Below are 26,587 nucleotides of genomic sequence, written 5' to 3'. Positions count from 1 at the left end.
GTCCCCATTACAGTCAGATCACGAATGAGAGCACCGAACGAACCACCCCCGAGGTCGTTCACCGGGTTCCCCCGCCCGGGCTCTTGATCCGACTCCCCGAACACGGAAGGCCCCGTCTTGGCTTCACACCGCTCCCCCGGCGGCCAAGCTCCTTCCCCGGCGCTCGAGAACGCACTCGATGGTGCGGTCGTTCGCGTCCGGGGCTCGCACCGCCTGTCGCCCCCGTCTTCGGCCCTTCGTGGCCGTGTCGTAGTCGCAGCCGTCGCCGCCGGCGCCTTCGCGGCCGCCGCCGCCGGGCAGACCATGAAGTCCATCTCGGACTCTTCCGACGCCGCTGTCACCCCGCTGGCCAGCACCCAGGACGCGAGCGCCTCGTTCGCCCTCGGTGGCGGAGCCGCCGGTGGCGCGCCGGAGCTGCTGCCGACCAGCCAGTCGGCGAACGCCTCCGCCGAGGCCCAGAAGCTCTCGGACAACAACAGCATCACCCAGGCCCGCGTGAAGCGTGAGGCCGAAGCGGCCCGCAAGGCCGAAGAAGAGGCCAAGCGCCCCAAGACCTGCATGCCCGCCAAGGGCACCTTCACCTCGGGCTTCGGTGCCCGGTGGGGCACGAGCCACCTCGGCATCGACCTCGCGGCCCCGATCGGCACACCGATCGTCGCGGCCTCCGACGGCACTGTCATCGAAGCGGGCCCGGCCAGCGGTTTCGGCCTCTGGGTCAAGGTCCAGCTCTCCGACGGCACCGTGCACGTCTACGGCCACATGAACTCGTTCTCCGTCCGCGAAGGCCAGAAGGTCAAGTGCGGCGAGGAAATCGCCGAGGTCGGCAACCGCGGCCAGAGCACCGGCCCTCACCTGCACTTCGAGGTGTGGCAGAACGGCACGAAGAAGATCGACCCGCGCCCGTGGCTCGCCGCCCGCGGCGTCAACGTCGGCTGATCGAGCCTCGCCTTTCTTTTCACCGCACGGCCTTTTACTACAGCACGGCCTCTTCACCTCACCGGTGATCCCGCCCGATACAAGGGCGCGCCGGGCAACGACGCTCTGGTGCGCTTTCAGGGCCTCCGCTTCTCCCTTTGAGGGCACCGAGAAGCGACGCAGGCTCTCCGGCTCGGAGCACAGGTGACTTTCCGGGCTCTCAAGGCCCTCACGCGACGCCGTCGGGCAGTTTCCGGATGAAGTACCCCACGGCGATCTGCCAGACCGTGCAGAGGCCCGCCGGGTGCCGTTCGATCGGCCGCCATCCGGCGAGAAGTCCCCGTGAAAGAGTTCGGTACCCGGCTGGCCGCGGCCCGAACAGCCATCGCCGCGCGTGCCCGCATACGACGCACCGTCCGGCCCCGTCCGGTTCGTGCGTCCGCAGTAACGCGCGCCAGGCCGCGACCAGCCTGAGCACTTCCGGCGGTTCCGGACCCCGATCCGGCCCCGCCCCTTTTTCAACACCCCGCAAGTACTCGAGTACCCCACTCGAGAGAACCCCAAACAAGACCCCGTCCACACCGCGTGCCCCTCCCCTGGATCGGGGGTACACCGGCTTGTCCAGCATACCCCAGCGCATCGAACTCGTGTTCGATGGCACAGGTATACGGGAAGGGTCCGACAGTTTTCGGATGCCGCGAAGAAACCGCAGGTCGGGGCTAGAGTTTGACCATCGGGACGCTGCCGATGAGCATCAGCCGGACCTTGCCGGCCGCGCCGAAGTCGATCGTCGCCGTGGCCCGCGGCCCGGCACCGTCGCAGGCGACGACCGTCCCGAGCCCGTACTTGTCGTGGCTGACCCTGTCACCGACGTCGAGCTTGAGCGCGACGGTGTCCTTCCAGGCCTTGCCGAACGGGCTCGTGCTCGCCGCCCTCGACGACGAGGACGAGCCGCCACCCCGACTTCCCCACGTCGTCGCGGCCCGCGGCGAACCTCCCGAGGAACCGAACCCGCCGGAGGAGGAAGAAGGCGCCAGCCTGCGCCAATCGACCAGTTCGGCGGGGAGTTCGTCGAGGAACCGCGAAGCCGGGTTCATCTGCGGCTGGCCCCAGGCGGAGCGCACCATCGAACGGGAGACGTACAGCCGTTTCCTGGCTCGCGTGATCGCGACGTAGGCGAGACGGCGTTCCTCGGCCAGTTCGGTCGGGTCACCGAGCGCGCGCATATGCGGGAAGATCCCGTCTTCCCAGCCTGTACCGAAGACGACCGGGTATTCGAGGCCCTTCGCGGTGTGCACGGTCATCAGCGTGACGACGCCCGCGTCGTGCCCGTCGCCGTCTTCGCCGCCGTCTGCCGCGGGGATCGAATCCGCGTCCGCCACCAGTGAGACCCGCTCCAGGAACGCGGGCAGCGAGCCCGGCTCCGGCACTCCCGGGTCGGCTTCGGGGAGTTCGCCGTCCGGACCGGCCACCTCGGCGGTGAATTCGGTGAACTCCCGCGCGACGGTGACGAGTTCCGTCAGGTTCTCCACCCGCGACGCGTCCTGCGGGTCGTCGGACTCCTCGAGTTCCGCGCGGTAACCCGTGCGCTCCAGGACGGCTTCGAGGACATCGGCGACTTCGGCGCCGCTCTCGACGACCTCGCCGAGTTCGTCCATCAACTCGACGAAACCGGTGATCGCCTTGGCCGAACGCGGGTTCAGCAGCGGGATCTCGCCGTTGACGGCACCCCGCAGCGCCTGCGCGAACGAGATCCGCTCCCGCTCGGCGTACGTCGCGATGACCGCTTCGGCGCGGTCGCCGATGCCGCGTTTGGGGACGTTGAGGACGCGGCGCAGGCTGACCGTGTCCTCCGGGTTCGCCAGCACCCGCAGGTACGCGAGCATGTCGCGGACCTCGCGCCGTTCGTAGAACCGCACGCCGCCGACGACCTTGTAAGGAAGGCCGAGGCGGATGAAGATCTCTTCGAAGACCCGCGACTGGTTGTTGGTGCGGTAGAAGACCGCGACGTCGGAGTAGTCCGCTTCGCCCTTGTCCGCCAGCGCGTCGATCTCGCCCGCGACGAACGCCGCTTCGTCGTGCTCGTTGTCCGCGACGTAGCCGACGATCTTCTCGCCGTCACCGGCATCGGTCCACAGCCGCTTCGCGCGCCTGTTGGGGTTGCGCGCGATGACCGCGTTCGCCGCGTTCAGGATCGTCTGGGTCGAGCGGTAGTTCTGTTCCAGCAGAACGGTCCGCGCGTTCGGGAAGTCGCGTTCGAATTCCTCGATGTTGCGGATGGTCGCCCCGCGGAAGGCGTAGATCGACTGGTCCGCGTCGCCCACGACGCACAGTTCGGCGGGACCGATCCCGGCCTCGTTCTCCTCGGTGCCGACCAGCTCGCGGACCAGCGTGTACTGCGCGTGGTTCGTGTCCTGGTACTCGTCGACCAGGACGTGCCGGAACCGCCGCCGGTAGTACTCGGCGACGTCCGGGAAGGTCTGCAGGAGTTCGACCGTCCGCATGATGAGGTCGTCGAAGTCGAACGCGTTGGCCTGGTTCAGCCGCCGCTGGTACTCGACGTAGACCTCGGCGACCCGGCGTTCGAGGTCGTTGCCCGCGTCGGCGACCGCCGTCTCCGGGCCGATCAGCTCGTTCTTGAGGTTCGAGATGTTCACGGCCAGCGTGCGCGCCGCGTACTTCTTCGGGTCGATGTCGAGATCACGGGCGACGAGCGTGATGAGCCGCTTCGTGTCGTCCGAGTCGTAGATGGAGAAACTCGACGACATCTCCAGCGTTTTGGCCTCACGGCGCAGGATCCGCACGCACATGGAGTGGAACGTCGATACCCACATGGCGTTGGCGCGGCGGCCGACGAGGTCGCTCACCCGCTCCCGCATCTCCGCGGCCGCCTTGTTGGTGAACGTGATCGCCATGATCTGGCCGGGATGCACGTCCCGCTCGGCCAGCAGGTACGCGATCCGCCTGGTCAGCACCCGGGTCTTGCCCGAGCCCGCGCCCGCGACGACCAGCAGCGGCGAGCCCGCGTGGGTCACGGCCTCGCGCTGTGCGGGGTTCAGGTCGTCGAGCAGGTCCGCGTGCCGGGGCTTGGCCGGGCCGTCCGCTGGGAGATCGAAGAGGGTGTTCATCGCCGGTCCACGCTACAGCGCCGGGCGTAGGCGGTGTTGTCGCCTGCCGTCCGACGCGCGGGGGGTGTTCGCGGCGGAGGATCGGATGCCATGGACACCAACGGAATTCCCTCCCGGCTCAGGGCCGGCGACGCCGACCGCGAGCGGGTCGCCTCGCTCATCCAGGCCGCCGGCGGCGAAGGCCGTCTCACTCTCGAAGAGGTCGAAGACCGGCTCAGCACTGTGTATTCCACCAAGTACACGGACGAACTCGTCACGCTCACCTCGGATCTGCCGAAACCCGCGCCGAAGCGGCGTCCCGTCGTCTTCGGGCATCCGGCGGTGCGGGTCCACCTCGCGGTCGCCGTCGTGCTTTCGGTGTTGTCGATCGTCCGCTGGACGGTTTCGGGAGTGCCGTTCTTCTGGCCCGCGATGCCGATGTTCTGGCTGGCCATGAGCGTCCTCGTGCACGCCCGTGTCCGCGGCGGGCGCCGTCGCTTCAAGCCGGATGACGGCTTCGCTGTGGCATAATGATCGGTATGCGGCACGTGACGCGATTTTTTTACGGGACCCGGACTCCGGCTCCCGTGATCGCATAGTGCCTGAATGCCATCACCCGAAGCCCCGGAGTCCACGGACCCCGGGGCTTTACGCTGTTCCGGGGGCCAGCAGGGAATCCGGACCGAAGAGAGGTCCCGATGGACACCACACAGAAGCCGGACGCCGAAGAACCCATCGCCACCGCTGAAGAGATCGGTGAGCTCCGCAAGGAGATCGACTTCCTCGACGGCGAGATCCTGCGGCTGGTCAATCGCCGCGTCGAGGTCTCCAAGACGATCGGTGCGGCCAGGATGGCCGCGGGTGGCACCAAGATCGTCTACAACCGCGAGATGGACGTGCTCGCGCGCTACCGCGAACTCGGGCCGGAAGGGCGGCAGCTGGCGATGGCGCTGCTGAACCTGGGCAGGGGCAGGCTGGGGCGATAGCAAAGGTCCCTTGCTCCCGCCACGTCACTCGGGATCGCGTTTAGCCCGCTAAACGCGATCCGCCCACCCCACGCGACCAAGGCCCGGACCGACCGGACCCGAGTGACCGAAGCCGAGGTGACCGAGGCTGGGGTGACCAGAGTCTCTTGATCCCTTGAAGTCGCGCGCCTTTCGGCCGCCAGGCCTCGCGATCGTGATGGCAGGGCGCCCTCCACGTTCACGTAACGATCAGACGATAGTCGCGCCCTGGCAGCACGATCGCGACCGCGCGATAAAAAAGACAGGCAAACTGGACACATGATTAACCTCATCGCCGTGATCGTCGCGATCGCCGGGGTCCTGGCGGCATTGGGCCATCTCGGTTATCTCGCCATGCTGAACAACGCGGCGGGTAAGCGCGCGGGCGGTACGCCCATCGCCCAGTACGTCAAGTCGCGCTGGCCGATCGCAGCGGGTACCACCGCGGCCTCGTTGTTCGCCTGGTTGCTCACTATCGGGGGAACCCCGCTCGACATCATCGCCATTTTGCTTGCGGCGGGTAGCGGGATCACGGCCACCAAAGCTCTGCAATCCACCCAGCAGAAGTACCGCAGCGGCAACTGAACGGGTTCACCAGCACCGATAGCACTGCGTAACGTCACCGAGGCCCGTTCGGGCGCGCCCGACCGAGTGAAACATCTGCAACTTGCAGAGTGGGTGAAGACTTGCGGGGCGTCGAGCTTTTAGTGTGGTTCCCGTGAGGACCCTTGCGTCTGGGTCGGGCGGTGCCCGAACGACGCGCGGGGGCTACGGCCCCGCGCGTCCACAGTCGCATGCGCGTGCATTTGCTCACGAGAGTGCCCGGGAGTCTGCAAGCGAGGGATCCCGTGAAACCACTGCTCCGTTCGGCTTAATCGGTGTCACATCGCCGTCAGGGCCGGCCCACGAGGGGGTCGCTCGGACATGAACGGCTGGGCGGAACACCAAGGACGGGACGGCGCCGCACACGCGGGCCGCCACCGGGCGGGCGGTACCGAGAGCTGGACCCCACCTGTGCCGCCGCGGCGGCCGCGCCCCACCGGGAACGGGCATCACGCACACCGTGAGTTCGCCCCGCCTTCCACCGGTTCCCTTCCTCTGCCGCCACCGCGGAACAGGAGGGCGCCGAGCCCCGGCTATGCCCCATCGAGCGGCCGTCTGCCGCTCCCCCAGCCCGCTCGCGAGGTGCCCGTGGAACGCCCGGCACGCGTCGAGGTCTCGTTCACCGAATCCGCACCGCCCTCCGCCGAGGAGCGGCGCGCGAAGGTACAGCGCACGAAGGTGACGTTGACGGCGCCCGCGCCCCGTCGCCCCGAGCCGGTCGAAATCGACGCCGGTGACGATGACGTCCGCGTCTATCTCGCCCCGCCCCTCGACGGCCTGAGCACCTTCGATCTCGGTTCGGTGCCCGCTTCGGTGACCCCGCCGAAGACCTGGCGCAAGGCCGCCTGGTTCGCGGCGGCGGCGTCCGCGCTGGTCGTCGTCGGCCTGCTGTTCGCCGGTTCGTTCCTGGTCGGCAAGCCCATCCCGGAGCAGCAGAGCCAGGGCGGCTGGCCCGGCTACCGCGGTGGCAGCCCGCTGACCAACGAAGGCCTCGCCGGCAACTCGACCACGCCGCCGCAGGGCGGCGCGGCGGGCGACCCGTCCGATTCCGCGACCGACTCCTCCAGCCAGGACGACCGCAGTTCCACCAACTCCGACACCGCCTCGGAGAGTGGCAGCACCGGCCGCGACGAGTCGCGGCCCGGCTCGGGCGGACCGGAAACGACCGGAAAACCGGCGACGTCGTCGAGCGAGCGGCCGCAGAAGCCGCCGGTCATGCCCGCCAATCGCACCACCACGACGTCTCCTTGGTACGCGTCCCAGCCGGACGCGAAGGCGATGGGCGACAACACCGAGACCTTCCTCAACGCCGTCACGACCAACCCCCAAGAGGCCTCCGCGGTGACCTCCGGCGGCCTGCGCGAAGAAGGCGCCCAGGGCCTCCGTGAGCGCTACGCCGACGTCGCCTACTTCGAGGTGAAGAAGGTCAGCATCGACCAGCGCCGCGGCGTCACGGTCAACACCGTCGAGGTCACCCACAAAGACGGAACGAAGACCATGGAACAGCGCACGCTGACCTTCGGTGACGACGACAAGATCGTCGACGACGGCATGTAGCCGTTCGCGCACGTGCAGGTGTCCTGTTCCTCTGCACGTGCGGTGCGACGAGCGGTTGTCCCTGGTCCGGGTGGGTGACCTAAGCTGCCGTTCGTCGTATCGCGATGGCATTCCGGCGATAGAGCCTGGCCGTGGGCCGTCTCCACAGGGTTACCTGACGACAGCAAGGTTCGCACCGTTCAGAAGACGGCCGCGCGGACCAAAGGCGTCGGCCGAACGGCCCAGCGCCTGCCCCGGACCAGAGCGAGGAATTTCGTGCTTGATCGACAGCGCATACGGCGTGAGGACGCCGTACGTGTCGAGGACGTCATCCCGGAAGAGATCCTGAACGACACCCGCGTCGACCGCGAGTATCTCGAGCAGGTCTTCCGCGAGCCGCAGAAGTTCGTTCCCGCCCGTACTCGCGAAGAGCCGTCGCCGCGGCCCGAGCCCGACGAAGACGAGCCGGAAAGCCGCGCCGCCCGGCGGGCCAAGCTGGCCGGTCTGGTCGCCGCCGGGCTGCTGGTCGCGGGCGCCGTCGTCACCGCGGGCGTGCTCGCGGGCACCCAGCGGCAGGGCTCGGTACCGGGTGCCGCCGCACCCGAGGTGATGAGCGGAGCCGCCGCGCTCGGCGGGCTCGCCGTCCCCGACTCCACCGAGCCGCAGCGGAAGCAGGCGACGCCGACCTCCACGGGCACCAGCACGACTGTCCAGCCGTCCTCGGACACCGGCACGGGTTCGCTCTCGCGGCAGGGTTCGGCGACCAGCAGCACCAGTTCGCAGTCCGCCGCCAAACCGGCCGCGATCACCACGGCCGAGGGCAAGATCGACGCGGTCCGGAAGTTCTACCGGACCGTCGACGCCGATCCCTACGGTGCGATGTCGCTGCTCACGCCGGTGCTGGCCGACTCCGAAGCGGGCAGGCTGATCGAGGCGTGGAGCTCCATGGACGCCATCCAGATCCAGGACATCCGGGAACAGGCCGACGGCACGATCCTCGCCGTGGTGACCATGCGCAATCCGGACGGCGGCCTCGTGCGGGTCACTCAGGTGCTGGAATTCGCCGACGAGACGACGGGCTTGATCACCGACGCCCGGCTGTTGTCCGCGCAGCACATGTGACGGATACCCGGCGTACGACAGCCCTCTACCCAGGGCGATCAGAGCGTACCGCGTGTGTGTGCGCAGAGTGAGCGCCTAGCCTTGTCACGAGTCGGTCTCGGAAAAGCCGGCACACAGACCACTACATGTGCATACGCTCCAACGCTGTGGCGTGCTGAAGGCCGCACCGCGTGCGCGGACGACTCCGCGTCGTGAAGACGGAGCCCAAAGGGAGGTCGCGTGAGCGACGAGGGTCGCCTGGTCGCCGGTCGATACCGCATAGTCCAGCGGATCGGCACAGGCGCGATGGGTGCCGTCTGGCAAGCGCATGACGAGGTACTCGGGCGCACGGTGGCGATCAAGCAGCTGCTGCTGCAGCCCGGCCTCGAGGCCCAAGGCGCCGAAGACGCCCGCCAGCGCACGATGCGTGAAGGCCGGATCGCCGCCAGGCTGCACCACCCGAACGCCATCTCGGTGTTCGACGTCGTCACCGACGACAACGGTCAGCCGTGCCTGATCATGGAGTACCTGAACTCCACCAGCCTCGCCCAGGTGCTGCAGGAGGAGCGGACGCTGCCGCCGACGGAGGTGGCCCGGATCGGCGCGCAGGTCGCGGCCGCGCTGACCGAGGCGCACGCGGTCGGCATCGTGCACCGGGACATCAAGCCCGGCAACATCCTGCTGGCGCCCAACGGCACCGTGAAGATCACCGACTTCGGCATCTCGCGGGCCAAGGACGACGTCACGGTCACGAAGACCGGGATGATCGCCGGAACCCCCGCCTACCTGGCGCCCGAGGTGGCCATCGGTGGCGACCCCGGCCCGGAGTCCGACGTCTTCTCGCTCGGCTCGACGCTCTACGCGGCCTGCGAAGGCCAGCCACCGTTCGGCCTCAGCGAGAACACGCTGAGCCTGCTGCACGCGGTCGCGGCCGGGCAGATCATCCCGCCGCGCCAGTCCGGCCCGCTCGCCAGCGTGCTGGCCGTGCTGCTGCACCCGGAGGTGCGGCACCGCCCCACCGCCGACGAGTGCGAAGAGCTCCTCGCCGCTGTCGCGCGAGGTGAGACGCCGCTGGGCGGCCCCGCGGACGAGACCGTGCTCGCCGCCCCGGTCGCTGGCGCGCTCGCCGGCGGCCTCGCGGGCGCGGGCGTGACCCAGGCGCTCGACAGCGAATCGGCCGGTCATTCGGGCTCGCTCCTCGACGAGCAGGCCGCGGCGGGTTCGTACTACGACGAGGACGACTACCACCAGCCGCCCGCGTCGGGGTACCCGGAAGACGACTACGACGGGTACGACAACTACGACGAGACCGCGCTGCTGTCCGAACGCGGCCACCCCGGCGGCCCGACGCCCACGCGCGCCGTCCCGATCCCCGCGGGCCGCTACGAAGACGATCCCTACGACGACGATTACGACGACCAGCCGCCTCCGCCGCCGCCTCCGACCCGGGCGCAGACCAGCCCCGTGGACGAGGACGACGAGAAGCCGGGCGCGTGGAAGAAGCCCGCGATCATCGGCGGTGTCGTGGTGGTCGCGCTGGCCGCGCTGGGTTTCTGGCTGCTGAGCCCGAACAACCCGGAAGCGCCCGCGCAGGTGGGGAACTCCTCGACGAAGCCGTCCCCGACCCCGACGTCCTCGGCTCCCGAGACGACGGAATCGCCGTCGGAGACGCAGTCGGCGGAGCCGCCCAAGGAGACGACGTCGTCGAAGAAGACGTCGAGCAAGGCGACGCAGACGCAGGAGCCGGATCCGCCGACGCCGACCAAGTCGACCCCGAAGACGACTCCGACGAAGACGCCGACTCTCACGACACCGACGCCGACGAAGTCCGAACCGACCGACACGTCCCCTCCGGCGACCCCGTGATCCGAGGATTGCATTGAGTTCTGAAGGTTCCATCGTCGGCGGCCGGTACCGCCTGGATCAGCCCATCGGGCGTGGCCGGGCGGGCATCGTGTGGCTGGCGTTCGACACCCGCCTGCTGCGCACGGTCGCGATGAAGCGCATGTACCTGCCCGTCGGCCTGCCGTCGGACCGGGCGGAGCAGGCCAAGGCCGTCGTCGTCCAGGAGGGCAAGGACGCGGCCAAGTTCGAGCACGCCACCGCCATCAAGGTGTACGACGTCCTGCCCGACGGGCAAGACGTGTGGCTGGTGATGGAGTACATCCCGTCGCGCGGGATGTCCACCTTCCTGGCCGAGCACGGCAGGCTGACCGCGGAGCAGGCCGCCGCGCTGGGCATCATGCTCGGCCGCGCGCTGGCCGCGATGCACGAGGCCGGGGTGGTGCACCGGACCGTCGAGCCGGGCACGATCCTGCTGGCCGACGACGGCGGCGTGAAGCTCACCGACATCGGCATCACCGGTGGCGGCGCGAGTCCGGCGTACCGGGCGCCCGAGGTGGCGCGCGGCGAACCGGCGACTTCGGCGTCCGACGTGTTCTCGCTGGGCGCGACGCTGTACACGGCTGTCGAGGGGGTGCCGCCGTTCGGCGAGGACGGCGAGTCTTCGGAACGGCCGCCGCAGACCGCCGGTCCGCTGGCCGGGGCGCTGCGCAAGATGCTGCGGGCCGAGCCGGACGTGCGGCCGACGATGGCCGACACGGTCCGCTCGCTGGGCGCGATCACCGAGGGGCGGCAGACGGCGTTCATCCCGCCGACCGCGCCCGCCATGCCGACGATGCCCGCGTCGATGCCGGTGCCCATGCAGCAGGCTCCGCACCAGGCGCCTCAGCAACAGCCGGTTCCGCAGTTCCTCCAGCAGCAGCCCCAGCCGCAGCAGTATCAGCCGCCCCAGCCACCGCCTCAGCAGCAGTACGCGCCGCCTGCCCAGCAGCAGTACGCGCCCGCCGCGACGAAAGCGCCGGACACCCGGAAGTGGCTGATCACGGCGGGCGCCGTCGTGGCGGCGATCCTCATCGGGGTGTTGTTCGCGGAACTGTTCCTGATCTAGCTACAGCCGTTCGAGGATCAGCGTCGCGAGTTCGACGGGACGGCTGAGGTATGGGCTGTGGCTCGCCCGCCAGGTCACCGTCGTGTCGCAGCGTGCGGCGAAGTGGGCGATCATTTCCGGGGCGAGCGCTCGATCTTCGGAACAGACGATGTAGGTGTTCGGAGTGTCCTTCCAGGACGCCCCCGTCGGCGATTCGGAGAAGATCGAGACGGGTTCCGGGCGCAGCAAGGCCGTGGCCCGCTCGGCGACGGCGTCCGAGCAGTCGGCGTACATGACCTCGCGGACGGTGGCGAGGTCGAGGCGGGTCATGCCCTCGTCGTCGAAGATCAAGGGCAACGGCTCGGGTTCGCGGCCGGTTTCCTCCTTGACCCGGTCGATCCAGTACTGAGCGGTCTCGCCCGGTTCGCTGACGATCGCGGCCAGGAGGATCAGGTGCGAAAGCCCCTGAAGCCCGCTGGCGATCACTCCGCCGTAGGAGTGCCCGAGCACCACCGGCGGTTCGGCTGCCCGGTCGACGATTTCCTGGACGGTCCGGGTGATTTCGGCGATCGGCTGCGCGCCGACGTCGGGGACGGTGACCTCGGCGCCTTGCTTGCGCAGGCGCTCGGCGACGTCGTCGAAATGGGCAGGCTGGTGCCAGGAGCCGTGCAGGATGATCAGGGGACGCACGCGGGTCCTTTCGACGGCGGGGTTCGTGACTTCCTTCCCAGGTTGTCGACCGCCGCCGCGGTTGTTCAAGCGCAGCCGGGTTTCCTGCCCGACCGGCCACTCCCGCCTACCCATCCGGTCAGGCCGCTTGGGCACCTTCGCGGATCGCGCTGAGGAACCGTCGCACCGCGGGATGGTCCCTGGCGTGCGCGGCCACGGCCGCGTGGATGGACCGCACCGGATCGGGACGGCGGACCTTGCGGATGGCGACGCCGGGATGCGGGGCGCCGAGGCCGAGTTCCGGGATCAGCGCGACGCCGAGCCCTGCGGCCACGAACCCTTGCGCCGTCTGGTAATCCTCGGATTCGACGACGTGGTTCGGGGCGAATCCGGCCGCGCCGCAGGCGTCGAGCAGGATGTCGCGGCAGGCGCCGGGGAGACCGTCGACGCCGACCCACGGATCCTCCGCGAGTTCGCCGAGATCGAGGACGCGTTTGCGGGCGAGCCGGTGGTTCTTCGGCAGGATCGCGCGATATGGGTCGTCGAGGACGTGGATGTACTCGACGCCTTTGAGCCGCGGAGCGTCGCTGGGGAGCACGATCATCGCGACGTCGGCCTTGCCCGACTCGATCTCGGGCATCGAATAGTCGGGCTCGACCAGTTTCAGGTCGAGGCGGACCCCCGGGAAGTCCCGGCGCAGCGCGGCGACGGCCAAGGGCACCAGGGAGGCGCCGGCGGTGGCGAAGTAGCGGATCGCGAGCCTGCCTGTGCGACCTTCCTTGAGTTCGGTGAGCGCGGCTTCGGCCTTGGCGAGCTGGGTGCTCAGCGTTTCCGCGTGTTCGGACAGCAGCGAACCGGCAGGCGTCGGCCGCACGCCGCGGCCGACGCGCTCGAGCAGTTCGACGCCCGCTTCCCTTTCCAGGGTGGACAACTGCTGGCTGATCGCGGAGGGTGTGTAGCCCAGGTTCCGGGCGGCGGCGGTGATCGAACCGCTGCTGATCACGGCTCGGAGGACCTGCATGCGGCGGACGTCCAGCATGCTCCGATCTTACAGTTCTTCTTAAGCCTCCCTGCAGTAATTTTCGCTTGTCCTTACGCGTCGGCACGGTGAAGCTGAGCCGGGCACATAAGGAGGACTGGGTGGGCGAGACGAAGACCCTGCTGCGGATCGGCGCGCTGGCGCTCATGTGGGGATCGAGTTTCTTCTGGATCAAACTGGGGCTGGGCGCGTTTTCCCCGGTGCAGCTGGTGCTGGCACGGGTGGCGCTCGGCGCGGCGGTGCTGGTCGGGCTCTGCTATCTCGGCCGGGACAGGCTGCCGTCGGGACGGCGGATCTGGGGACATCTGGCCGTCGCGGCGTTCTTTCACAACGCGTTGCCGTTCCTGCTGTTCGCGTGGGGTGAGCTGACCGTCGACTCCGGGATCACCGGAGTGCTGAACTCGACGACGCCGCTGTGGGTGCTGCTCGCCGCGCCGATGCTGGGAACGCGCACGAAGATGACCGCGATCCGGGTCGCCGGACTCGTTGTCGGGCTCACCGGGATCCTGCTGATCTTCGCGCCGTGGGAGGCCTCCGGGCTGCTCAGCTGGGGCGCGCTGGCGTGCCTCGCGGCGGCCGCGAGCTACGGGTTCGCGTTCGTGTACGAGGGCAAGCACCTCACCGGCACCGGTGACTCGCCGATGTCGCTCGCGGGCGGGCAGATGCTGCTCGCGACCGGGTTCCTGCTGCTGGCGATGCCGATGGGCGGCTTCGAACCGGTGCACCTGAGCACCGGCGCGATCGTCGCGGTCGTGATCCTGGGGATCGGGTCGACCGGGATCGCGTTCGCGCTGAACTATCAGCTCCTCGCGAGCGAGGGCGCCGTCGCGGCGTCGATCGTCGGGTACCTGCTGCCGGTGGTTTCGGTGCTGCTGGGGGCGGTGTTCCTGGCCGAGCCGCTGAACTTCCGGGTGATCGCCGGGATGGTCGTCGTGCTGGGCGGGGTCGCGCTGACCCGGCTCCGCCCGAGGGAGCGGGGGACCTTTGCTACCGCCCCTGTGGTGGAGCGCCCGCTCGCCGCCGCCGGGGAGGCCGCGCCGTGAAGACGACGACGTTGTGGCGTCCGACAGGGCGGGCCGAGCTCGACCTCGTCCGCGAGTCGGACTGGCGCGAGTGGCCGCCGCGGCTGCCGGAGCAGCCGATCTTCTATCCGGTGCTGAACGAGGCCTACGCGATCAAGATCGCCCGCGACTGGAACGTGCGATTCGACGGCGCGGGCTTCGTGACGCGGTTCGAGGTCGAGACGGACTTCGTGCGGCGGTATCCCGTCCAGCAGGCGGGCGGGAAGACCATCCTGGAGCTCTGGGTCCCGGCCGAGGACCTGGCCGAGTTCAACACGCACATCGTGGGGAAGATCGAGGTCACCCACGAATTCACGCCGCCCGCCTGACCTGCGTTTAGCGGGCTAAACGCGCTCCCGCCGGTCCAGCGCCGCCCGGCACCTCCCCGGACCGGCGGAGCGACTTTAGCGGGCTAATCGCGACGCGGTGGGGCCTGGGGGCCGGCCGGATCGCGATTAGCCCGCTAAAGGCGAAGCCGTCGTCAGAGGACGGAGAAGACGAGCAGGGCGGCCATGACCAGCTCGACCCAGAAGTAGAGCCAGCTCGGATAGAACCGCTCGGGCCGTTCCGCGAACCGCGCGACCAGCCGCCCGAAGGCCATCCCGGCAAGCGCGACAGCCACCGCGATCGCGGCGCCCCGCTGGATCCCGCCGACGTCGAAAGCCGCGAACCCGAGCAGCACGGCGACAGCCACCCCGAAGCCGCCGTAGACAGCGCGCACTTCGGTCCGCGCTGTCGCGGAGTCCAGCGTGATGCCGAACGGCCGGATCAACCGCCCCGGCGCGACAAGCCCGAGCAGCCCCATCCCCAGGAAGAACAGGGCCACCAGGCCGATGAGAACAAGCGCCACCTAGACGAGACGCCTGTCGGAGGCCCAGCGCGAAAGCTCGTACCGGTTCGAAAGCTGCGTCTTCCGCAGCACGCTCGACACGTGCGTCTCGACTGTCTTCACCGAGATGAACAGCTCGGACGCGATCTCCTTGTACGCGTATCCGCGCGCGAGCAGCCGCAGCACGTCGCGTTCCCGCGGCGTCAACAGGTCCAGGTCCGGGTCGCTGATCGGCGCGGAACCCGGCCGGTCGGCGAACGCGTCGAGCACGAACCCGGCCAGCCGTGGCGAGAACACCGCGTCACCGTCCGAGACCCGCACGACGGCGCGCACGAGCTCCTTCGACGAGATCGTCTTCGTGACGTATCCCCGCGCCCCGGCACGGATCACGGCGATCACGTCCTCCGCGGCGTCGGAGACCGAAAGCGCGAGGAACACGACGTCCGGCAGTTCCGGCCGGATCCGGCGCAGCACCTCGGCACCGCCGCCGTCCGGCATGTGCACGTCGAGCAGGACGACCTGCGGTTTGGTCCGGGCGATCCCCGCGACCGCCTCGGCCACCGAGCCCGCCTCACCGACCACGCGGACGTCGTCGGTGATCGAATCCAGTTCGGTGCGCGCACCCGCCCGGAAGAGCGCGTGGTCGTCGACGAGGAAGACCTTGACCGGCTCCCGCGTCTGCTGGTTCTCCGTCACGATGCTCCCTCGCTCGCCCTGTCGGAGTGAGCATAGCGACCTCACGCCGCACCCTTCCCCGCTTTGACCGGCATCTCCAGCTGGACCTCGGTTCCTTCACCCGGTGCGGTACGCAGTTTGAGCTTCCCGCCGTGCCGTTCCATCCGCCCCCGGATGGAATCGGCGAGCCCGTGCCTGTCGCTCGGCACGACGTCGGGGTCGAACCCCTTGCCCCTGTCACGCACGAAAACCGTCACCGCTGTCGGCTCGACCTCGGCGTATACGCTGACCTCGTCGACGCCCGCGTGCTTGGCGGCGTTGACGATCGCTTCGCGCGCCGCCTGGACCAGCGCGGTCAGCGGCTCGTCCAGCGTGGCCTCCCCCACGACGACCTGCTGCACCGAGATCGCGAACGCGTCCTCGACCTCGCCGCACGCGGCCGCGAGCACTTCGGACAGCTGCCCGCTGACGGTCTCTTCCTCGGTCTTCTTGCTCTTGCCGTACCCCGACGGCCCGTACAGCCAGCCGCGCAGTTCGCGTTCCTGACCGCGTGCGAGCCTGGCGACCTCACGCGGCGATTCCGCCTGTTTCTGGATCAGCGCGAGGGTCTGCAGGACCGAGTCGTGCAGGTGCGCGGCGATCTCGGCGCGTTCGTCGGTGCGGATACGGGCGGTGCGCTCGTCGGACAGGTCGCGGACCAGGCGCAGCCAGAACGGGACGGTCAGTACGGCCACCCCGAACAGCGTCGCGATCACGGCGACCAGCGCGAACTTGACCTGATCGATGCTGCCGCTCTCCAGGACGACCACACCGATGCCGGTCATCACCAGCGCGACGCCCGCGACCACGCGGATCGCGGCCGACCAGCCTCCGCCGCCGAGGAACGCCGTGGCGACCCCGCCCTTGGCGCCGAGACGCCAGCGCCGCCGCTGCGACTCGTCGGCCTCACGCCAGACGACCGCCGCGCCGATCATGGCCAGCGCCAGCGGAATGGCGACCCAGCCGCTGATCAAGCCGGTCAACGTGCCGCTGGCGACGGCGAGGCCGACACCCAGCGCTATCAGGCCGAACGCCTGCTGCTTCTCCTTCGGCGCGGTTTTCTCCGGTGCGGCTTCACCGGATTGCTGCTGGACGAAGACCCAGAGCAGGCCGTACGCGAGAAGACCGACGCCGTTCAGCGCGGCCATCAACGCGAACGCGATCCGGACCCAGAGCACCTTGACGCCGAGATGGTCGGCGAGGCCGCCGGCGACACCCGCGATGGCGCGGCCGGAGCGGCGGCGGTACATCTTGGGCGGTTCGAACGGTGCCGGGGACAGGCTGCCGGGAACGGGCACCGGAGGGCGCTCGATGATCGTCGGCTTCACCTGCTCGGCGAGGTCGTTGGGGGCGGGTTCCTGCACGTTCTCCATGGTCACATGGAGTGTGGCACTGATCCATCGGGGAAACCCCTGACTCTTCCCGTTGGGGGAAACCTCAGGGACGTTCCCGGATGTGGCAGGGGGCCACCGGGGCGCATTCTTTGTGGCATGAGTGGGAGTGAGACACACGTTCCGAAGCAGGGCCCAGCGGCCGGCTTCGAAGAGACCGTCAAGGATTTCTGGCGGAGCAGGCCGGTCCGCCCGGCACACGGCCGCAAGTTCGCCGGTGTCGCCGCGGGGATCGGCTACCGGTACGGCATCGACCCGACCGTGGTTCGCGTCGCGCTGGTCGCCGCGACCGTGTTCGGCGGTTTCGGGGTCTTCGTCTATCTGCTGGGCTGGCTCTTCCTGCCGCAGGAGGGCGACCGCGTATCCGCGTTCGAGGGCCTGATCGGCCGGGGCCGCGCGTCGAGTTCGCCGGCGTTCGCGGTGCTGCTGCTGATCCTGCTGTTCCCCGGTCTCACCTGGACCTTGAGCGGCGGCTGGATGACGGACGGCACCGGGCTGATCGGTTTCGCGCTGATGGCCGTCGCGCTGTACCTGCTGCACCGCAACCGCGGGCAGTTCAACCGGCCGACGATGCCCGCCCCGGCTCAGCCTGCCGCCGCGTTCTCGATGGCGTCGGCGTCGGCGGCCTCCACCGCGACGGCGACCGAGGGTGGCTGGGACCCGCTCGCGGCCGACCCGTCCGCTTGGGACTTGCCGAACGCTTCGCCGTCCGGTGGTCTGCCGCCGCAGACGCCTCCGCCGCCTTCCGCGCCGCCGATGCCTCGTCGCCGCAAGTCGAAGATCGGCGCCGCGACCTTCGGGATCGCCGTGCTGGTCGGCGGGGTCGGCACCGTCCTCGGCCTGGACGGCGAGCCGTGGTTCACCATGCAGCACGTCGTCGGGCTCACCCTGGGCGTGGTCGGCATCGGGCTGGTGGCCGGTTCGTTCGTGCGGGGCGGTCGCGGGCTGATCGGGCTGGCGGTGCCGCTGGCGATCGTCGGGATGGCGCTGACCACGGTCCCGTTCGAGAACATCTCGGTGAAGGGCGGTCTCGGGGACCTGAATGCCACGCCGAGCCAGGTGTCCGAGGTGCTGCCGGAGTACCACCGCTCGGCGGGCGACATCGACATCGACCTGACCAAGCTGCCCGCGGGAGCGTCAGTGTCCACAAAGGTCTCCAGCGGGGCGGGCAACTCGACGGTCCTCGTGCCGGCGGGTGCCGAAGTGAAGGTCTCCTGCGAGACGGGGGCCGGCGACGTCGCCTGCCTCGGCCAGTCGCGCTCGGGGGTCGGCGAAGACGCGATCGACTTCACCTCGGCGGGCGACAGCGGGCAGAAGATCACTCTGAAGGTCAAGAACGGTGTCGGAAACGTGGAGGTGCGTCGTGGCTGAGTACGACTACGACAACTACGACAGCACGCAGGCCCAGGCGGCTCAGCCGGCGAAGCGCGGGGTGGACGCCATCACCCTGATCGTCGGGATCGCGACACTGCTGGTGTCGGGTTACGTCCTCTCGGACGGCTCCTCGTGGCTCCCGCAGTTCGACTTCCGGTGGGTCATGGCGGGTGGGGCGATCTTCGTCGGCGTCCTGCTGCTCGCCGCTTCGGTGCGCAAGAGCCGCCGCTAGCGGCCCCGCTCACGCTCCACCCCACTCCGAAGGCCCCGGCCCCTCGCCGGGGCCTTCGCCTTGCTCCGACTTGCGTTTAGCCCCCTAATCGCGATCCGGTCGCCCTGGTGCCGACGGGCCCAACGGATCGCGATTAGGGGGCTAAAGTCGCTCCGGGCTCGCGCAGGTGCCCGGGCCGCCGGATCGCGTTTAGCCCGCTAAACGCGATCCCGGTCGCCAGGGTGCCCGGCGGCGGCGGATCGCGATTAGGGGGCTAAACGCAGGTCGGGGCGGGGGCGGGTCACTCCCACTCGATGGTGCCCGGCGGCTTGGACGTGACGTCCAGGACCACCCGGTTCACCTCGGCGACCTCGTTGGTGATGCGGGTCGAGATCTTCTCCAGCACCTCGTAGGGCAGCCTCGTCCAGTCCGCGGTCATCGCGTCCTCGGACGACACCGGCCGCAGCACGATCGGGTGCCCATAGGTCCGCCCGTCGCCCTGGACGCCCACGCTGCGGACGTCGGCCAGCAGCACCACCGGGCACTGCCAGATCTCGCCGTCCAGCCCGGCCGCGGTGAGTTCCTCGCGCGCGATGGCGTCGGCCGCGCGCAGCGTCTCGAGCCGCTCGGCGTCGACGGCGCCGATGATCCGGATGCCGAGCCCCGGGCCGGGGAACGGCTGCCGCTGCACGATCGTCTCCGGCAGCCCGAGCTCCAGCCCGACGCGCCGCACCTCGTCCTTGAACAGCAGGCGCAGCGGCTCGACGAGCTCGAACTGCAGGTCGTCGGGCAGCCCGCCGACGTTGTGGTGGCTCTTGATGTTCGCCGCGCCCTCACCCCCGCCGGACTCGACGACGTCCGGGTACAGCGTGCCCTGGACCAGGAACTTGTAGTCGCCCTCGGCCTTGAGGTCGCGCTCGGCCTGCTCGAACACGCGGATGAACTCGCGGCCGATGATCTTGCGCTTCTCCTCGGGGTCGGTGACCCCGGCCAGCGCGTCGAGGAACCGCTCGCGCGCGTCGACGGTCACCAGATTGACCCCGGTCGCGGCGACGAAATCGCGCTCGACCTGGGTCCGCTCGCCGGAGCGCAGCAGGCCGTGGTCGACGAACACGCAGGTCAGCCGGTCACCGATGGCCCGCTGCACGAGCGCGGCGGCCACAGCCGAGTCGACACCGCCGGAAAGCCCGCAGATGGCCCGGCCGTCGCCGACCTGCTCGGCGATGCGCTTGACCTGGTCGTCGACGATGGACGACGTCGTCCACTGCGGCCGGATGCCCGCGATGTCGTGCAGGAAGCGGCGGAGCACCTCCTGACCGTGCGGCGAGTGGTGCACCTCGGGGTGGTACTGGACGCCGGCGAAGCGGCGCTTGACGTCTTCGAACCCGGCGACGGCGGCGCCGTCACTCGACGCGGTCACGGTGGCGCCTTCGGGGGCCTTGGTGACGCTGTCGTTGTGGCTCATCCAGGCGGGCTGGCTGCTCGGGAGACCGGCGTGCAGGACGCCACCCTCGCCGGCGACGCGGACCTCGGTGCGACCGAACTCGCGGATCCCGGTCGGCTCGACCGTGCCGCCGAGGGCCTGCGCGAGCACCTGGTGGCCGTAGCAGATCCCGAGGATCGGCACGCCCGCGTCGACCAGTCCGGGGGCGAGGGCGGGGGCGTTCTCCGCGTACACGCTGGAAGGTCCACCGGAAAGGATGATCGCGGCGGGATCCTTGGCGAGGATGTCCTCGGCGGTGGCGGTGTGCGGGACGACCTCGGAGTAGACCTGCGCCTCGCGCACGCGGCGCGCGATCAGCTGCGCGTACTGCGCCCCGAAGTCCACGACGATTACCGGACCGGTGGGACTGGGCACCTGAAACCTCCAGATCAGAGCAGTACGCTTCGCCACCATCGTCCCAGGTGGGCCCGGTCACCCCGCCGCCAACCCCCTCACGATTCAGGACAGCGGATGACCGCGACGCGGCCTACCGTCCGAAGGCATGGGCATCGACTGGAGCAAGGAACTCTCCGAACAGCTCGAGTGGCACTGGACGCAGCACTTCCGGCCCCGGCTGGACACTCTCGGCGACGACGAATACTTCTGGGAGCCCGCCGAGGACTGCTGGACGATCCGGCCGGTCGGGGACGGCAAGCTCATGATCGACTGGGCGTATCCGGAACCGTCGCCGCCACCGGTGACGACGATCGCCTGGCGCGTCGCGCACATCGTCGTCGGCGTCTTCGCGCTGCGGAACGCGTCGCACTTCGGCGGTCCGCCCGTCGACTACCAGACCTTCCCGTACGCAGCGTCTGCCAAAGAAGCGCTCGAGCAGCTCGACGACGCCCATGCGCGCTGGCGCGACGGCGTCCAGGGGCTGACCGCCGAGGGACTTGAGCGCCCCTGCGGCGAGGCCGAAGGCCCGTACGCCGAGTACCCGCTCGCGACGCTCGTCCTGCACATCAACCGCGAGGCCATCCACCACGGCGCCGAGATCCTCCTGCTGCGTGACCTCTACGCGCGTCGCGATTAGCCCGCTAAACGCAGGTCCCGGCCCACGTCGCGTTTAGCGGGCTAAACGCGACGCGCCCATACTGGGGCCAGCCCAGGAAAGGACCCGCCTTGCGAGCGACTGTCATCTACGGCGCCGGCGACGTACGCGTCGAGACCGTCCCGGACCCGAAACTGAGCGCACCCACCGACGCCCTCCTCCGTGTCGTCCGCTCCTGCATCTGCGGCAGCGACCTCTGGCCGTACGGCAGCATGCCCGCGCGCGACCGCGGCGTCCGGATCGGGCACGAGTTCCTCGGCGTCATCGAGGCCGTCGGCGCCGACGTCACCACGCTCAAGACCGGCGATCTCGTCGTCGCGCCCTTCGTCTACTCCGACAACACCTGCCAGTTCTGCCGCGAAGGCCTCCACACGTCCTGCCTGCACGGCGGCTTCTGGGGCGCGAAGGGCGTCGACGCCGGTCAGGGCGAGGCCGTCCGCGTCCCGCAGGCCGACGGCACCCTGGTGAAACTGCCGCACACCGAGGACGACGACCTGCTCGCCTCGCTCCTCACGCTCTCCGACGTGTTCCCGACCGGCCACCACGCCGCGGTCAAGGCGGGCGTGAACGAGCGCACGACGGTCACTGTCATCGGCGACGGCGCCGTCGGCCTCTCCGCGGTCCTCGCGGCGAAGCGCCTCGGCGCCGAGCGCATCATCCTGATGGGACGGCACCAGGCCCGCACGGACCTCGGCCGCGAGTTCGGCGCGACCGACGTCGTCGCCGAGCGCGGCGACGAAGGCATCGAGAAGGTGCGAGACCTGACGAACGGCGAAGGCACGCATACCGTCCTCGAATGCGTCGGCACGAAGCCCGCCTTCGAGATGGGCGTCGGCGCGGTCCGCCCCGGCGGCACGGTCAGCCGCGTCGGCGTGCCGCAGTACGACGAAGGCCCGATCGGCCCGTCACTCTTCCGACGGAACATCACCGTCACCGGCGGGGTCGCCCCCGCCCGCCACTACATCCCCGAGCTGCTCGACGACGTCGTCGAGGGCAGGTACCAGCCGGGCAAGGTGTTCGACCGGACCATCGGGCTCGAAGAGGTGCCCGACGGTTACCGCGCGATGGCGGACCGCGAAGCGCTCAAGGTGCTCGTCAAGCCCTGACTGGAATACCTTGTCATCCATGGACATGATCACCCCGGAGCCGCGGCCCGCCTGGATCGCCGGCCGCCCTGAGCAGGGCGCTTCGACGCTCACCGTGCACCACCCCTACGACGGGAGCGAAGTCGCCACCGTCGCGGTGCCCGGCCCGGAGCAGGTCGAACGAGCGGTGAGCGCGGCGGCGAGCGTCGCGAAGGAGTTCCGGCGGTCCTCGGCGCACAGCCGCGCCGCGGCGCTCGACCACGTTTCGCGGGTGCTCGCCGGCCGGGCCGAGGAGATCGCCGAGGTCATCACCGCCGAGAACGGCAAGCCGCTCAAGTGGTCCGACGCCGAGGTGCGGCGCGCGGTGTCGGTGTTCCGGATCGCCGCCGAGGAGGCGCGCCGGTTCAGCGGCGACCTGCAACGCCTGGATACCGACCCGGCGGGCGAGGGCAGGCTGGCCCTCACTCGCCGCGTTCCGCGCGGTCCGGTACTGGGCATCGCGCCGTTCAACTTCCCGCTGAACCTGGTGGCGCACAAGGTCGCGCCGTCGCTCGCGGTCGGCGCGCCGATCATCGTCAAACCCGCGCCGCGCACGCCGCTGGCCGCCTTGATCCTCGGCGAGATCCTGGCCGAGACGGACCTGCCGGAAGGCGCGTTCTCAGTGCTGCCACTCGGCAACGAGGAGACGTCGGCACTGGTCACGGACCCGCGGCTGCCGGTCGTGTCGTTCACCGGATCGGGTCCGGTCGGCTGGTCGCTGGCGGACGCCGCGCCGCGCAAGCACGTCGTACTCGAACTCGGCGGCAACGCGGCCGCCGTCGTGCTCCGGGACTGGCCAGATCCCGAAGGCGCGGCGCACCGCATCGCGACCTTCGGCAACTACCAGGCCGGACAGTCCTGCATCGCCGTGCAGCGGGTCATCGTCGAACGCGAGGTCGCCGAGGAATTCGTACCCGCCTTGGTGGAAGCCGTGCGGTCACAGCAAACCGGTGACCCGTACGACAAGAACACCGACGTGGGACCGGTCGTCGACGAACCCGCCGCGGAGCGGATCGTGGCCTGGATCGACGAGGCCGTCGCCGCGGGCGCGAAGATCCTGACCGGCGGCAAACGGGACGGCGCGACCGTGGAACCGACGGTGCTCACCGACGTGCCACCGTCCACAAAGGCCTGGTCGGAGGAGATCTTCGGCCCGGTACTCGCGGTGTCTATTGTGGATGGTGTCGACGAGGCTTTCGCGTCGGTCAACGAATCCGCGTACGGCTTGCAGGCCGGGGTGTTCACCCGCGACGTGCATCTCGCCTTCTACGCGTCGACCGAACTCGAAGTCGGCGGCGTGATCATCGGCGACGTCCCGTCCTACCGCGCCGACCAGATGCCTTACGGCGGCGTCAAAGGATCGGGCGTCGGCCGCGAAGGGGTGCTCGCCGCGATGAACGACCTCACCGAGGAACGCGTCACCGTCTTCACCGGCATCGATCTTTAAGCCGGGGTGACGGCCTGCGCGAACCCGAACACCTTGTCCGGGTCGTAGGTCTTCGCCACCTGCTTGAGTCGGGTGGCGTTGTCGCCGTAGTAGGCCGTCATCCAGTCGGGCAGGGCGGGGTCGATGTAGTTGACGTAGCCCCCGCTCAGCCCGATCCCCGTCACCACCTCCGCGACGGAATCCGTTGCCACGGAACGACTGCGGACGTCCGCCTGGCTGTAGATCTGCACGCTGCCGATGGCCTTCCGGTGCCAGAACGCGGTGGCATCAGGTGCGACGTCGGCGACCGCGCCGCCGAGACCGTCGACCAGAAGGTCCATGCCGCGCCTGCCGTCGAGGATCGACGTCAGTTTCGCGGGATCCGCCGGTTCACTCAGGATTCGCGACGAGGCCACAAAGGACTGTCGGCTCTCGCTGCCGGAGAAGTACTTCATGGCACCGAGATAGTCGAGCTGCTTCATCGTCCGAGTGCCCTTGACCTTGCCGGTCAGCTTGTCCAGCACCTTGGCGAGCGAAGCCGTATCGCCGACGTAGCAGCCGGAAATCCGCGCACCGACGGGAGATCCTCCCGACAGCACGACGTTCGCCCACAGTTCCGGCGGGGCTTCGGGTAGCCAGCGCTGCCACTCGGCGAGAACCTCGTTCGCGCTGCCCGCCGGGAAATGCAGGGAGAAAACCGAAACGACCGAAGGCGACGGGTCGGTACGGAAGGTGAACGAGGTGACGACACCGAAGTTGCCGCCGCCTCCGCCTCGCAACGCCCAGAACAACTCAGGTTCGGAATCCGCCGACACCGTCCGGAGTTTCCCGTCCGCCGTGACGACCCGCGCGGACACCAGGTGATCGCAGGTGAGTCCGTATTTGCGGGCGAGGACACCGATTCCGCCGCCGAGCGTCAGCCCGGCGATCCCGACGCTGGGACAGGATCCCGCGGGCAGGCAACGGCCCGCGCCACCGAGCTTGGCGTAGACGTCCTTCAGTTTCGCGCCCGCGCCGATCACGACCTGTTCGCCCCGAACGTCCACTGAGGACATTTCGCCGAGGTCGATCATCAGGCCACCGTCGGGAACCGAGTAGCCGGCATAACTGTGGCCGCCACCGCGAGCGGCGATCGGGACCCGCCTCGCCGCCGCTTCGACAGCGGCCTGCACGTCTTCCGGCTTGGCGCATTTCGCGATCGCGGCGGGCTTGAGCCCGTCGAAGGCCGGATTGAACACGCGTTTGGCGCTGTCGTAGCCGGATTCCCCCGGCAAGAGCAGTGAGATCTTGTTCCGCAACGCGGCCCAGTCCGGCGGACCGGACGGCGACGTGACGCTGGTGCTCGGCGGCAACGACACGCCGGGAGCCGAAGTGGGCGCTTGCGCGGGCGGCGCGGCGGAGCACGCCGTCGCGGCCGCCCCGACCGCGGTCGCGCCGGCGAGCTTGAGAAAGTTCCTTCGCCCCAACTTCATACTTGTGAAGACGCGCGGGCCGTGGCCAGGTTGCCACCGTCACCCGGCCGAGTCACCTGTACTCGGGATTCTCGAAGTCGAAGCGGCTGCCCGCGTCCCATTCCGATCGCTGGTTCCCCTGTGCGGGAATACCGCCCGCCCGGTGCAGCATCGCGGCCATGTGCAGGAGGTTCCAGGTCATGAAGGTGGTGTTCCGGTTGGTGAAATCGTTCTGCGGCCCGCCTGAGCCCTCGTCCAGATAGGACGGACCTGGGCCTGCTTCGCCGATCCAGCCGGCGTCCGCCTGTGGCGGGATGGTGTAGCCCAGGTGCTGGAGGCTGTAGAGCACGTTCATCGCGCAGTGCTTGATGCCGTCTTCGTTCCCGGTGATCAGGCATCCGCCGACGCGGCCGTAGTAGGCATACTGACCGGCGTCGTTCAGCAACGACGAGCAGGCGTAAAGCCGTTCGATGACGCGTTTCATCACCGAACTGTTGTCACCGAGCCAAATGGGCCCGCAAAGCACCAGGATCTGCGCGTCCATCACCTGCCGGTAGAGCTCCGGCCAGGCGTCGGACGCGGCGCCGTGCTCCGTCATGTCGGGCCAGACACCGGTCGCGATGTCGTGGTCCGCGGCGCGGAGCACGGAGACCTCGACACCGTGTTTGACCATGATGTCGCGGCTGATCGCGACGAGGCCGTCGGTGTTGCTCTTTTCCGGGGATCTCTTCAGGGTGCAGTTCACGAACAGAGCCTTGAGGCCGCTGAAGTCGTAGTCCATCGGTCAAGGACAGCACCGGAAGCCCCGCGGGGAAAGCCCCCGAAGGCTTACGGATTTCTTAGAGCCAATGCGGGAGCGGCGGCGCTTCGCCGTCCAAAGTGGATCCATCGCTGCGGCCGGTCACCCAGGCCAGCACGTCGCCGCGAGTGCCGGTCAGCGTCACCGGCTCGCCTTCCCCGAGTCGCCACTCGTGCCGGTACCCGTCCGCCTCGGCGGCGACCAGGAGCACGGCGGGCAATTCGCCGCCGTACATCCCGATGGCGTTGCCGACGACGACCTCGAACTCGTCACCGAGCAGATCCGCGACGCGGGCGAAGTCGTAGCCGAGATCGAGATCGGTCAGATGGATCGAGATTTCGGAGAAACGGAGCCAGAGCACGAACTCCGCCGGGATCTCGCGCCCCTGCCGGGCACGCACCCGAGCCGACCACGCGTCGTCCGGCAGGCTCGACGCGACTTCGACCAGACGTGCCGCCGAGCTGACGACGTCCTCGGCGATCTCTTCGGCGGACCGGTACGCGCCCTTCTCGATGTCGTCGTCCCTGGCCGCCTCCCCGGCGTACATCGGCGTCTCGACAGCTGTTTTCGCCCAGGTCAGCAGGTTGACGAGACCGTCGGCGTTACGCGCGAGATGGGACAGGAGGTGGGCCCGGGTCCAGCCCGGCAGCGCGCTCGGCCCGCGAACGGAAGCCTCGTCGAGCCCGCGCGTCAAACGCGCCCATTCTTCGTGCAGGGTGCGGACGCGTTCGAGCAGAACGTGTGCGCGTTCAGCGGCTGTCACGCCTCCA

26 protein-coding genes are annotated in these 26,587 nt (G+C 69.4%); 15 read left to right on the top strand and 11 right to left on the bottom strand.

Annotation, left to right across the window (positions count from 1 at the left end):
* Nucleotides 1-303: 303 nt before the first annotated feature.
* Entirely contained in the window at nucleotides 304-936 is a 633-nt protein-coding gene (locus ACFOSH_RS11385) for a M23 family metallopeptidase (RefSeq protein WP_378238702.1), read from the top strand.
* A gap of 208 nt (nucleotides 937-1,144) precedes the next feature.
* Here ACFOSH_RS11385 and ACFOSH_RS11380 read toward each other — a convergent pair whose 3' ends face one another.
* Nucleotides 1,145-1,393 carry a hypothetical protein gene (locus tag ACFOSH_RS11380; protein ID WP_378238701.1) on the bottom strand — a complete coding sequence of 83 codons (249 nt, stop codon included), beginning with the start codon at nucleotides 1,391-1,393 and terminating at the stop codon, nucleotides 1,145-1,147.
* Nucleotides 1,394-1,634: 241 nt separating this feature from the next.
* Complete coding sequence (gene pcrA, locus ACFOSH_RS11375; RefSeq protein WP_378238700.1) at nucleotides 1,635-4,043, bottom strand: DNA helicase PcrA; 2,409 nt, start codon at nucleotides 4,041-4,043, stop codon at nucleotides 1,635-1,637.
* 90 nt (nucleotides 4,044-4,133) lie between these two features.
* Here pcrA and ACFOSH_RS11370 point away from each other — a divergent pair, with 90 nt between their 5' ends.
* The 7 genes from ACFOSH_RS11370 to ACFOSH_RS11340 all read left to right on the top strand — a co-directional run bounded on the left by ACFOSH_RS11370 (nucleotide 4,134) and on the right by ACFOSH_RS11340 (nucleotide 11,216).
* Nucleotides 4,134-4,553 carry a DUF1707 SHOCT-like domain-containing protein gene (locus ACFOSH_RS11370; protein ID WP_378238699.1) on the top strand — a complete coding sequence of 140 codons (420 nt, stop codon included), beginning with the start codon at nucleotides 4,134-4,136 and terminating at the stop codon, nucleotides 4,551-4,553.
* 167 nt (nucleotides 4,554-4,720) lie between these two features.
* The gene (locus ACFOSH_RS11365) at nucleotides 4,721-5,008 is read left to right on the top strand and encodes a chorismate mutase (protein WP_378238698.1); all 288 of its coding nucleotides are present in this window, start codon (nucleotides 4,721-4,723) and stop codon (nucleotides 5,006-5,008) included.
* Between the two features lie 297 nt (nucleotides 5,009-5,305).
* Complete coding sequence (locus tag ACFOSH_RS11360) at nucleotides 5,306-5,611, top strand: hypothetical protein (protein WP_378238697.1); 306 nt, start codon at nucleotides 5,306-5,308, stop codon at nucleotides 5,609-5,611.
* A gap of 606 nt (nucleotides 5,612-6,217) precedes the next feature.
* Nucleotides 6,218-7,186, top strand: coding sequence for a hypothetical protein (locus ACFOSH_RS11355; protein ID WP_378238695.1), 969 nt, complete (start codon nucleotides 6,218-6,220; stop codon nucleotides 7,184-7,186).
* Nucleotides 7,187-7,441: 255 nt separating this feature from the next.
* Complete coding sequence (locus ACFOSH_RS11350) at nucleotides 7,442-8,287, top strand: hypothetical protein (RefSeq protein ID WP_378238694.1); 846 nt, start codon at nucleotides 7,442-7,444, stop codon at nucleotides 8,285-8,287.
* Nucleotides 8,288-8,506: 219 nt separating this feature from the next.
* Nucleotides 8,507-10,132, top strand: coding sequence for a serine/threonine-protein kinase (locus tag ACFOSH_RS11345; RefSeq protein WP_378238693.1), 1,626 nt, complete (start codon nucleotides 8,507-8,509; stop codon nucleotides 10,130-10,132).
* A 13-nt stretch (nucleotides 10,133-10,145) separates the two neighbouring features.
* Nucleotides 10,146-11,216 (top strand): serine/threonine-protein kinase, encoded by a 1,071-nt coding sequence (locus ACFOSH_RS11340; protein WP_378238692.1) that lies wholly within the window; start codon nucleotides 10,146-10,148, stop codon nucleotides 11,214-11,216.
* On the opposite strand, the gene ACFOSH_RS11335 is transcribed toward ACFOSH_RS11340, so the two are convergent.
* Complete coding sequence (locus ACFOSH_RS11335; protein WP_378238691.1) at nucleotides 11,217-11,885, bottom strand: alpha/beta hydrolase; 669 nt, start codon at nucleotides 11,883-11,885, stop codon at nucleotides 11,217-11,219.
* A 118-nt stretch (nucleotides 11,886-12,003) separates the two neighbouring features.
* The gene (locus tag ACFOSH_RS11330) at nucleotides 12,004-12,903 is read right to left on the bottom strand and encodes a LysR family transcriptional regulator (RefSeq protein WP_378238690.1); all 900 of its coding nucleotides are present in this window, start codon (nucleotides 12,901-12,903) and stop codon (nucleotides 12,004-12,006) included.
* Between the two features lie 101 nt (nucleotides 12,904-13,004).
* Between ACFOSH_RS11330 and ACFOSH_RS11325 the strand changes: the two genes are divergently transcribed.
* Both ACFOSH_RS11325 and ACFOSH_RS11320 read left to right on the top strand, forming a co-directional pair.
* Nucleotides 13,005-13,946: a DMT family transporter gene (locus ACFOSH_RS11325; protein WP_378238689.1), complete on the top strand. Its 942-nt coding sequence runs from the start codon at nucleotides 13,005-13,007 to the stop codon at nucleotides 13,944-13,946.
* On the top strand, nucleotides 13,943-14,293 hold the full coding sequence (locus tag ACFOSH_RS11320; RefSeq protein ID WP_378238688.1) for a hypothetical protein: 351 nt from the start codon (nucleotides 13,943-13,945) through the stop codon (nucleotides 14,291-14,293). Before ACFOSH_RS11325 ends, ACFOSH_RS11320 begins: the two co-directional genes overlap by 4 nt.
* 152 nt (nucleotides 14,294-14,445) lie before the next feature.
* Here the strand turns inward: ACFOSH_RS11320 and ACFOSH_RS11315 are convergent, their stop codons facing one another.
* The 3 genes from ACFOSH_RS11315 to ACFOSH_RS11305 are packed head-to-tail and all read right to left on the bottom strand — an operon-like array spanning nucleotide 14,446 to nucleotide 16,886.
* Complete coding sequence (locus ACFOSH_RS11315; protein WP_378238687.1) at nucleotides 14,446-14,814, bottom strand: DUF4345 family protein; 369 nt, start codon at nucleotides 14,812-14,814, stop codon at nucleotides 14,446-14,448.
* Complete coding sequence (locus ACFOSH_RS11310) at nucleotides 14,815-15,489, bottom strand: response regulator (protein ID WP_378238686.1); 675 nt, start codon at nucleotides 15,487-15,489, stop codon at nucleotides 14,815-14,817.
* Between the two features lie 41 nt (nucleotides 15,490-15,530).
* Nucleotides 15,531-16,886 carry a PspC domain-containing protein gene (locus tag ACFOSH_RS11305; RefSeq protein ID WP_378238685.1) on the bottom strand — a complete coding sequence of 452 codons (1,356 nt, stop codon included), beginning with the start codon at nucleotides 16,884-16,886 and terminating at the stop codon, nucleotides 15,531-15,533.
* Between the two features lie 111 nt (nucleotides 16,887-16,997).
* On the opposite strand from ACFOSH_RS11305, the gene ACFOSH_RS11300 reads away from it, so the two are divergent.
* Both ACFOSH_RS11300 and ACFOSH_RS11295 read left to right on the top strand, forming a co-directional pair.
* A complete protein-coding gene (locus ACFOSH_RS11300; RefSeq protein WP_378238684.1) occupies nucleotides 16,998-18,269 on the top strand; it encodes a PspC domain-containing protein in 1,272 nt (423 codons plus the stop codon).
* Nucleotides 18,262-18,504, top strand: coding sequence for a hypothetical protein (locus ACFOSH_RS11295; RefSeq protein WP_378238683.1), 243 nt, complete (start codon nucleotides 18,262-18,264; stop codon nucleotides 18,502-18,504). Before ACFOSH_RS11300 ends, ACFOSH_RS11295 begins: the two co-directional genes overlap by 8 nt.
* Before the next feature lie 280 nt (nucleotides 18,505-18,784).
* Here ACFOSH_RS11295 and guaA read toward each other — a convergent pair whose 3' ends face one another.
* Nucleotides 18,785-20,341 (bottom strand): glutamine-hydrolyzing GMP synthase, encoded by a 1,557-nt coding sequence (guaA, locus tag ACFOSH_RS11290; RefSeq protein ID WP_378238682.1) that lies wholly within the window; start codon nucleotides 20,339-20,341, stop codon nucleotides 18,785-18,787.
* Nucleotides 20,342-20,468: 127 nt separating this feature from the next.
* Here guaA and ACFOSH_RS11285 point away from each other — a divergent pair, with 127 nt between their 5' ends.
* From ACFOSH_RS11285 to ACFOSH_RS11275, 3 genes are all read left to right on the top strand, one after another.
* Nucleotides 20,469-20,999: a DinB family protein gene (locus tag ACFOSH_RS11285; protein ID WP_378238681.1), complete on the top strand. Its 531-nt coding sequence runs from the start codon at nucleotides 20,469-20,471 to the stop codon at nucleotides 20,997-20,999.
* Between the two features lie 89 nt (nucleotides 21,000-21,088).
* Nucleotides 21,089-22,123 carry a zinc-dependent alcohol dehydrogenase family protein gene (locus tag ACFOSH_RS11280; protein ID WP_378238680.1) on the top strand — a complete coding sequence of 345 codons (1,035 nt, stop codon included), beginning with the start codon at nucleotides 21,089-21,091 and terminating at the stop codon, nucleotides 22,121-22,123.
* Between the two features lie 19 nt (nucleotides 22,124-22,142).
* Nucleotides 22,143-23,588, top strand: coding sequence for an aldehyde dehydrogenase family protein (locus ACFOSH_RS11275; RefSeq protein WP_378238679.1), 1,446 nt, complete (start codon nucleotides 22,143-22,145; stop codon nucleotides 23,586-23,588).
* On the opposite strand, the gene ACFOSH_RS11270 is transcribed toward ACFOSH_RS11275, so the two are convergent.
* The 3 genes from ACFOSH_RS11270 to ACFOSH_RS11260 are packed head-to-tail and all read right to left on the bottom strand — an operon-like array spanning nucleotide 23,585 to nucleotide 26,580.
* Nucleotides 23,585-25,039 (bottom strand): FAD-binding oxidoreductase, encoded by a 1,455-nt coding sequence (locus ACFOSH_RS11270; RefSeq protein WP_378238678.1) that lies wholly within the window; start codon nucleotides 25,037-25,039, stop codon nucleotides 23,585-23,587. The two genes, ACFOSH_RS11275 and ACFOSH_RS11270, sit on opposite strands and share 4 nt — an antisense overlap.
* Nucleotides 25,040-25,091: 52 nt before the next feature.
* Nucleotides 25,092-25,799, bottom strand: a complete 708-nt coding sequence (locus ACFOSH_RS11265; protein ID WP_378238677.1) for a flavodoxin family protein — start codon at nucleotides 25,797-25,799, stop codon at nucleotides 25,092-25,094.
* A gap of 58 nt (nucleotides 25,800-25,857) precedes the next feature.
* On the bottom strand, nucleotides 25,858-26,580 hold the full coding sequence (locus tag ACFOSH_RS11260; protein ID WP_378238675.1) for a maleylpyruvate isomerase N-terminal domain-containing protein: 723 nt from the start codon (nucleotides 26,578-26,580) through the stop codon (nucleotides 25,858-25,860).
* Nucleotides 26,581-26,587: the final 7 nt, after the last annotated feature.

This window comes from Amycolatopsis speibonae (genome assembly GCF_042647925.1).
Classification (GTDB): Bacteria; Actinomycetota; Actinomycetes; order Mycobacteriales; family Pseudonocardiaceae; genus Amycolatopsis; species Amycolatopsis speibonae.
The sequence above is the reverse complement of the archived record's forward strand: the minus strand, read 5'-3'. Positions and strand labels throughout refer to the sequence as shown.

Coding starts and splice junctions, on each gene's coding strand:
- ACFOSH_RS11385 (WP_378238702.1), top strand. CDS start 304: ATGAAGTCCATCTCGGACTCTTCCGACGCCGCTGTCACCCCGCTGGCC.
- pcrA (WP_378238700.1), bottom strand. CDS start 4,043: ATGAACACCCTCTTCGATCTCCCAGCGGACGGCCCGGCCAAGCCCCGG.
- ACFOSH_RS11370 (WP_378238699.1), top strand. CDS start 4,134: ATGGACACCAACGGAATTCCCTCCCGGCTCAGGGCCGGCGACGCCGAC.
- ACFOSH_RS11365 (WP_378238698.1), top strand. CDS start 4,721: ATGGACACCACACAGAAGCCGGACGCCGAAGAACCCATCGCCACCGCT.
- ACFOSH_RS11360 (WP_378238697.1), top strand. CDS start 5,306: ATGATTAACCTCATCGCCGTGATCGTCGCGATCGCCGGGGTCCTGGCG.
- ACFOSH_RS11330 (WP_378238690.1), bottom strand. CDS start 12,903: ATGCTGGACGTCCGCCGCATGCAGGTCCTCCGAGCCGTGATCAGCAGC.
- ACFOSH_RS11300 (WP_378238684.1), top strand. CDS start 16,998: ATGAGTGGGAGTGAGACACACGTTCCGAAGCAGGGCCCAGCGGCCGGC.
- ACFOSH_RS11285 (WP_378238681.1), top strand. CDS start 20,469: ATGGGCATCGACTGGAGCAAGGAACTCTCCGAACAGCTCGAGTGGCAC.
- ACFOSH_RS11275 (WP_378238679.1), top strand. CDS start 22,143: ATGGACATGATCACCCCGGAGCCGCGGCCCGCCTGGATCGCCGGCCGC.
- ACFOSH_RS11270 (WP_378238678.1), bottom strand. CDS start 25,039: ATGAAGTTGGGGCGAAGGAACTTTCTCAAGCTCGCCGGCGCGACCGCG.
- ACFOSH_RS11265 (WP_378238677.1), bottom strand. CDS start 25,799: ATGGACTACGACTTCAGCGGCCTCAAGGCTCTGTTCGTGAACTGCACC.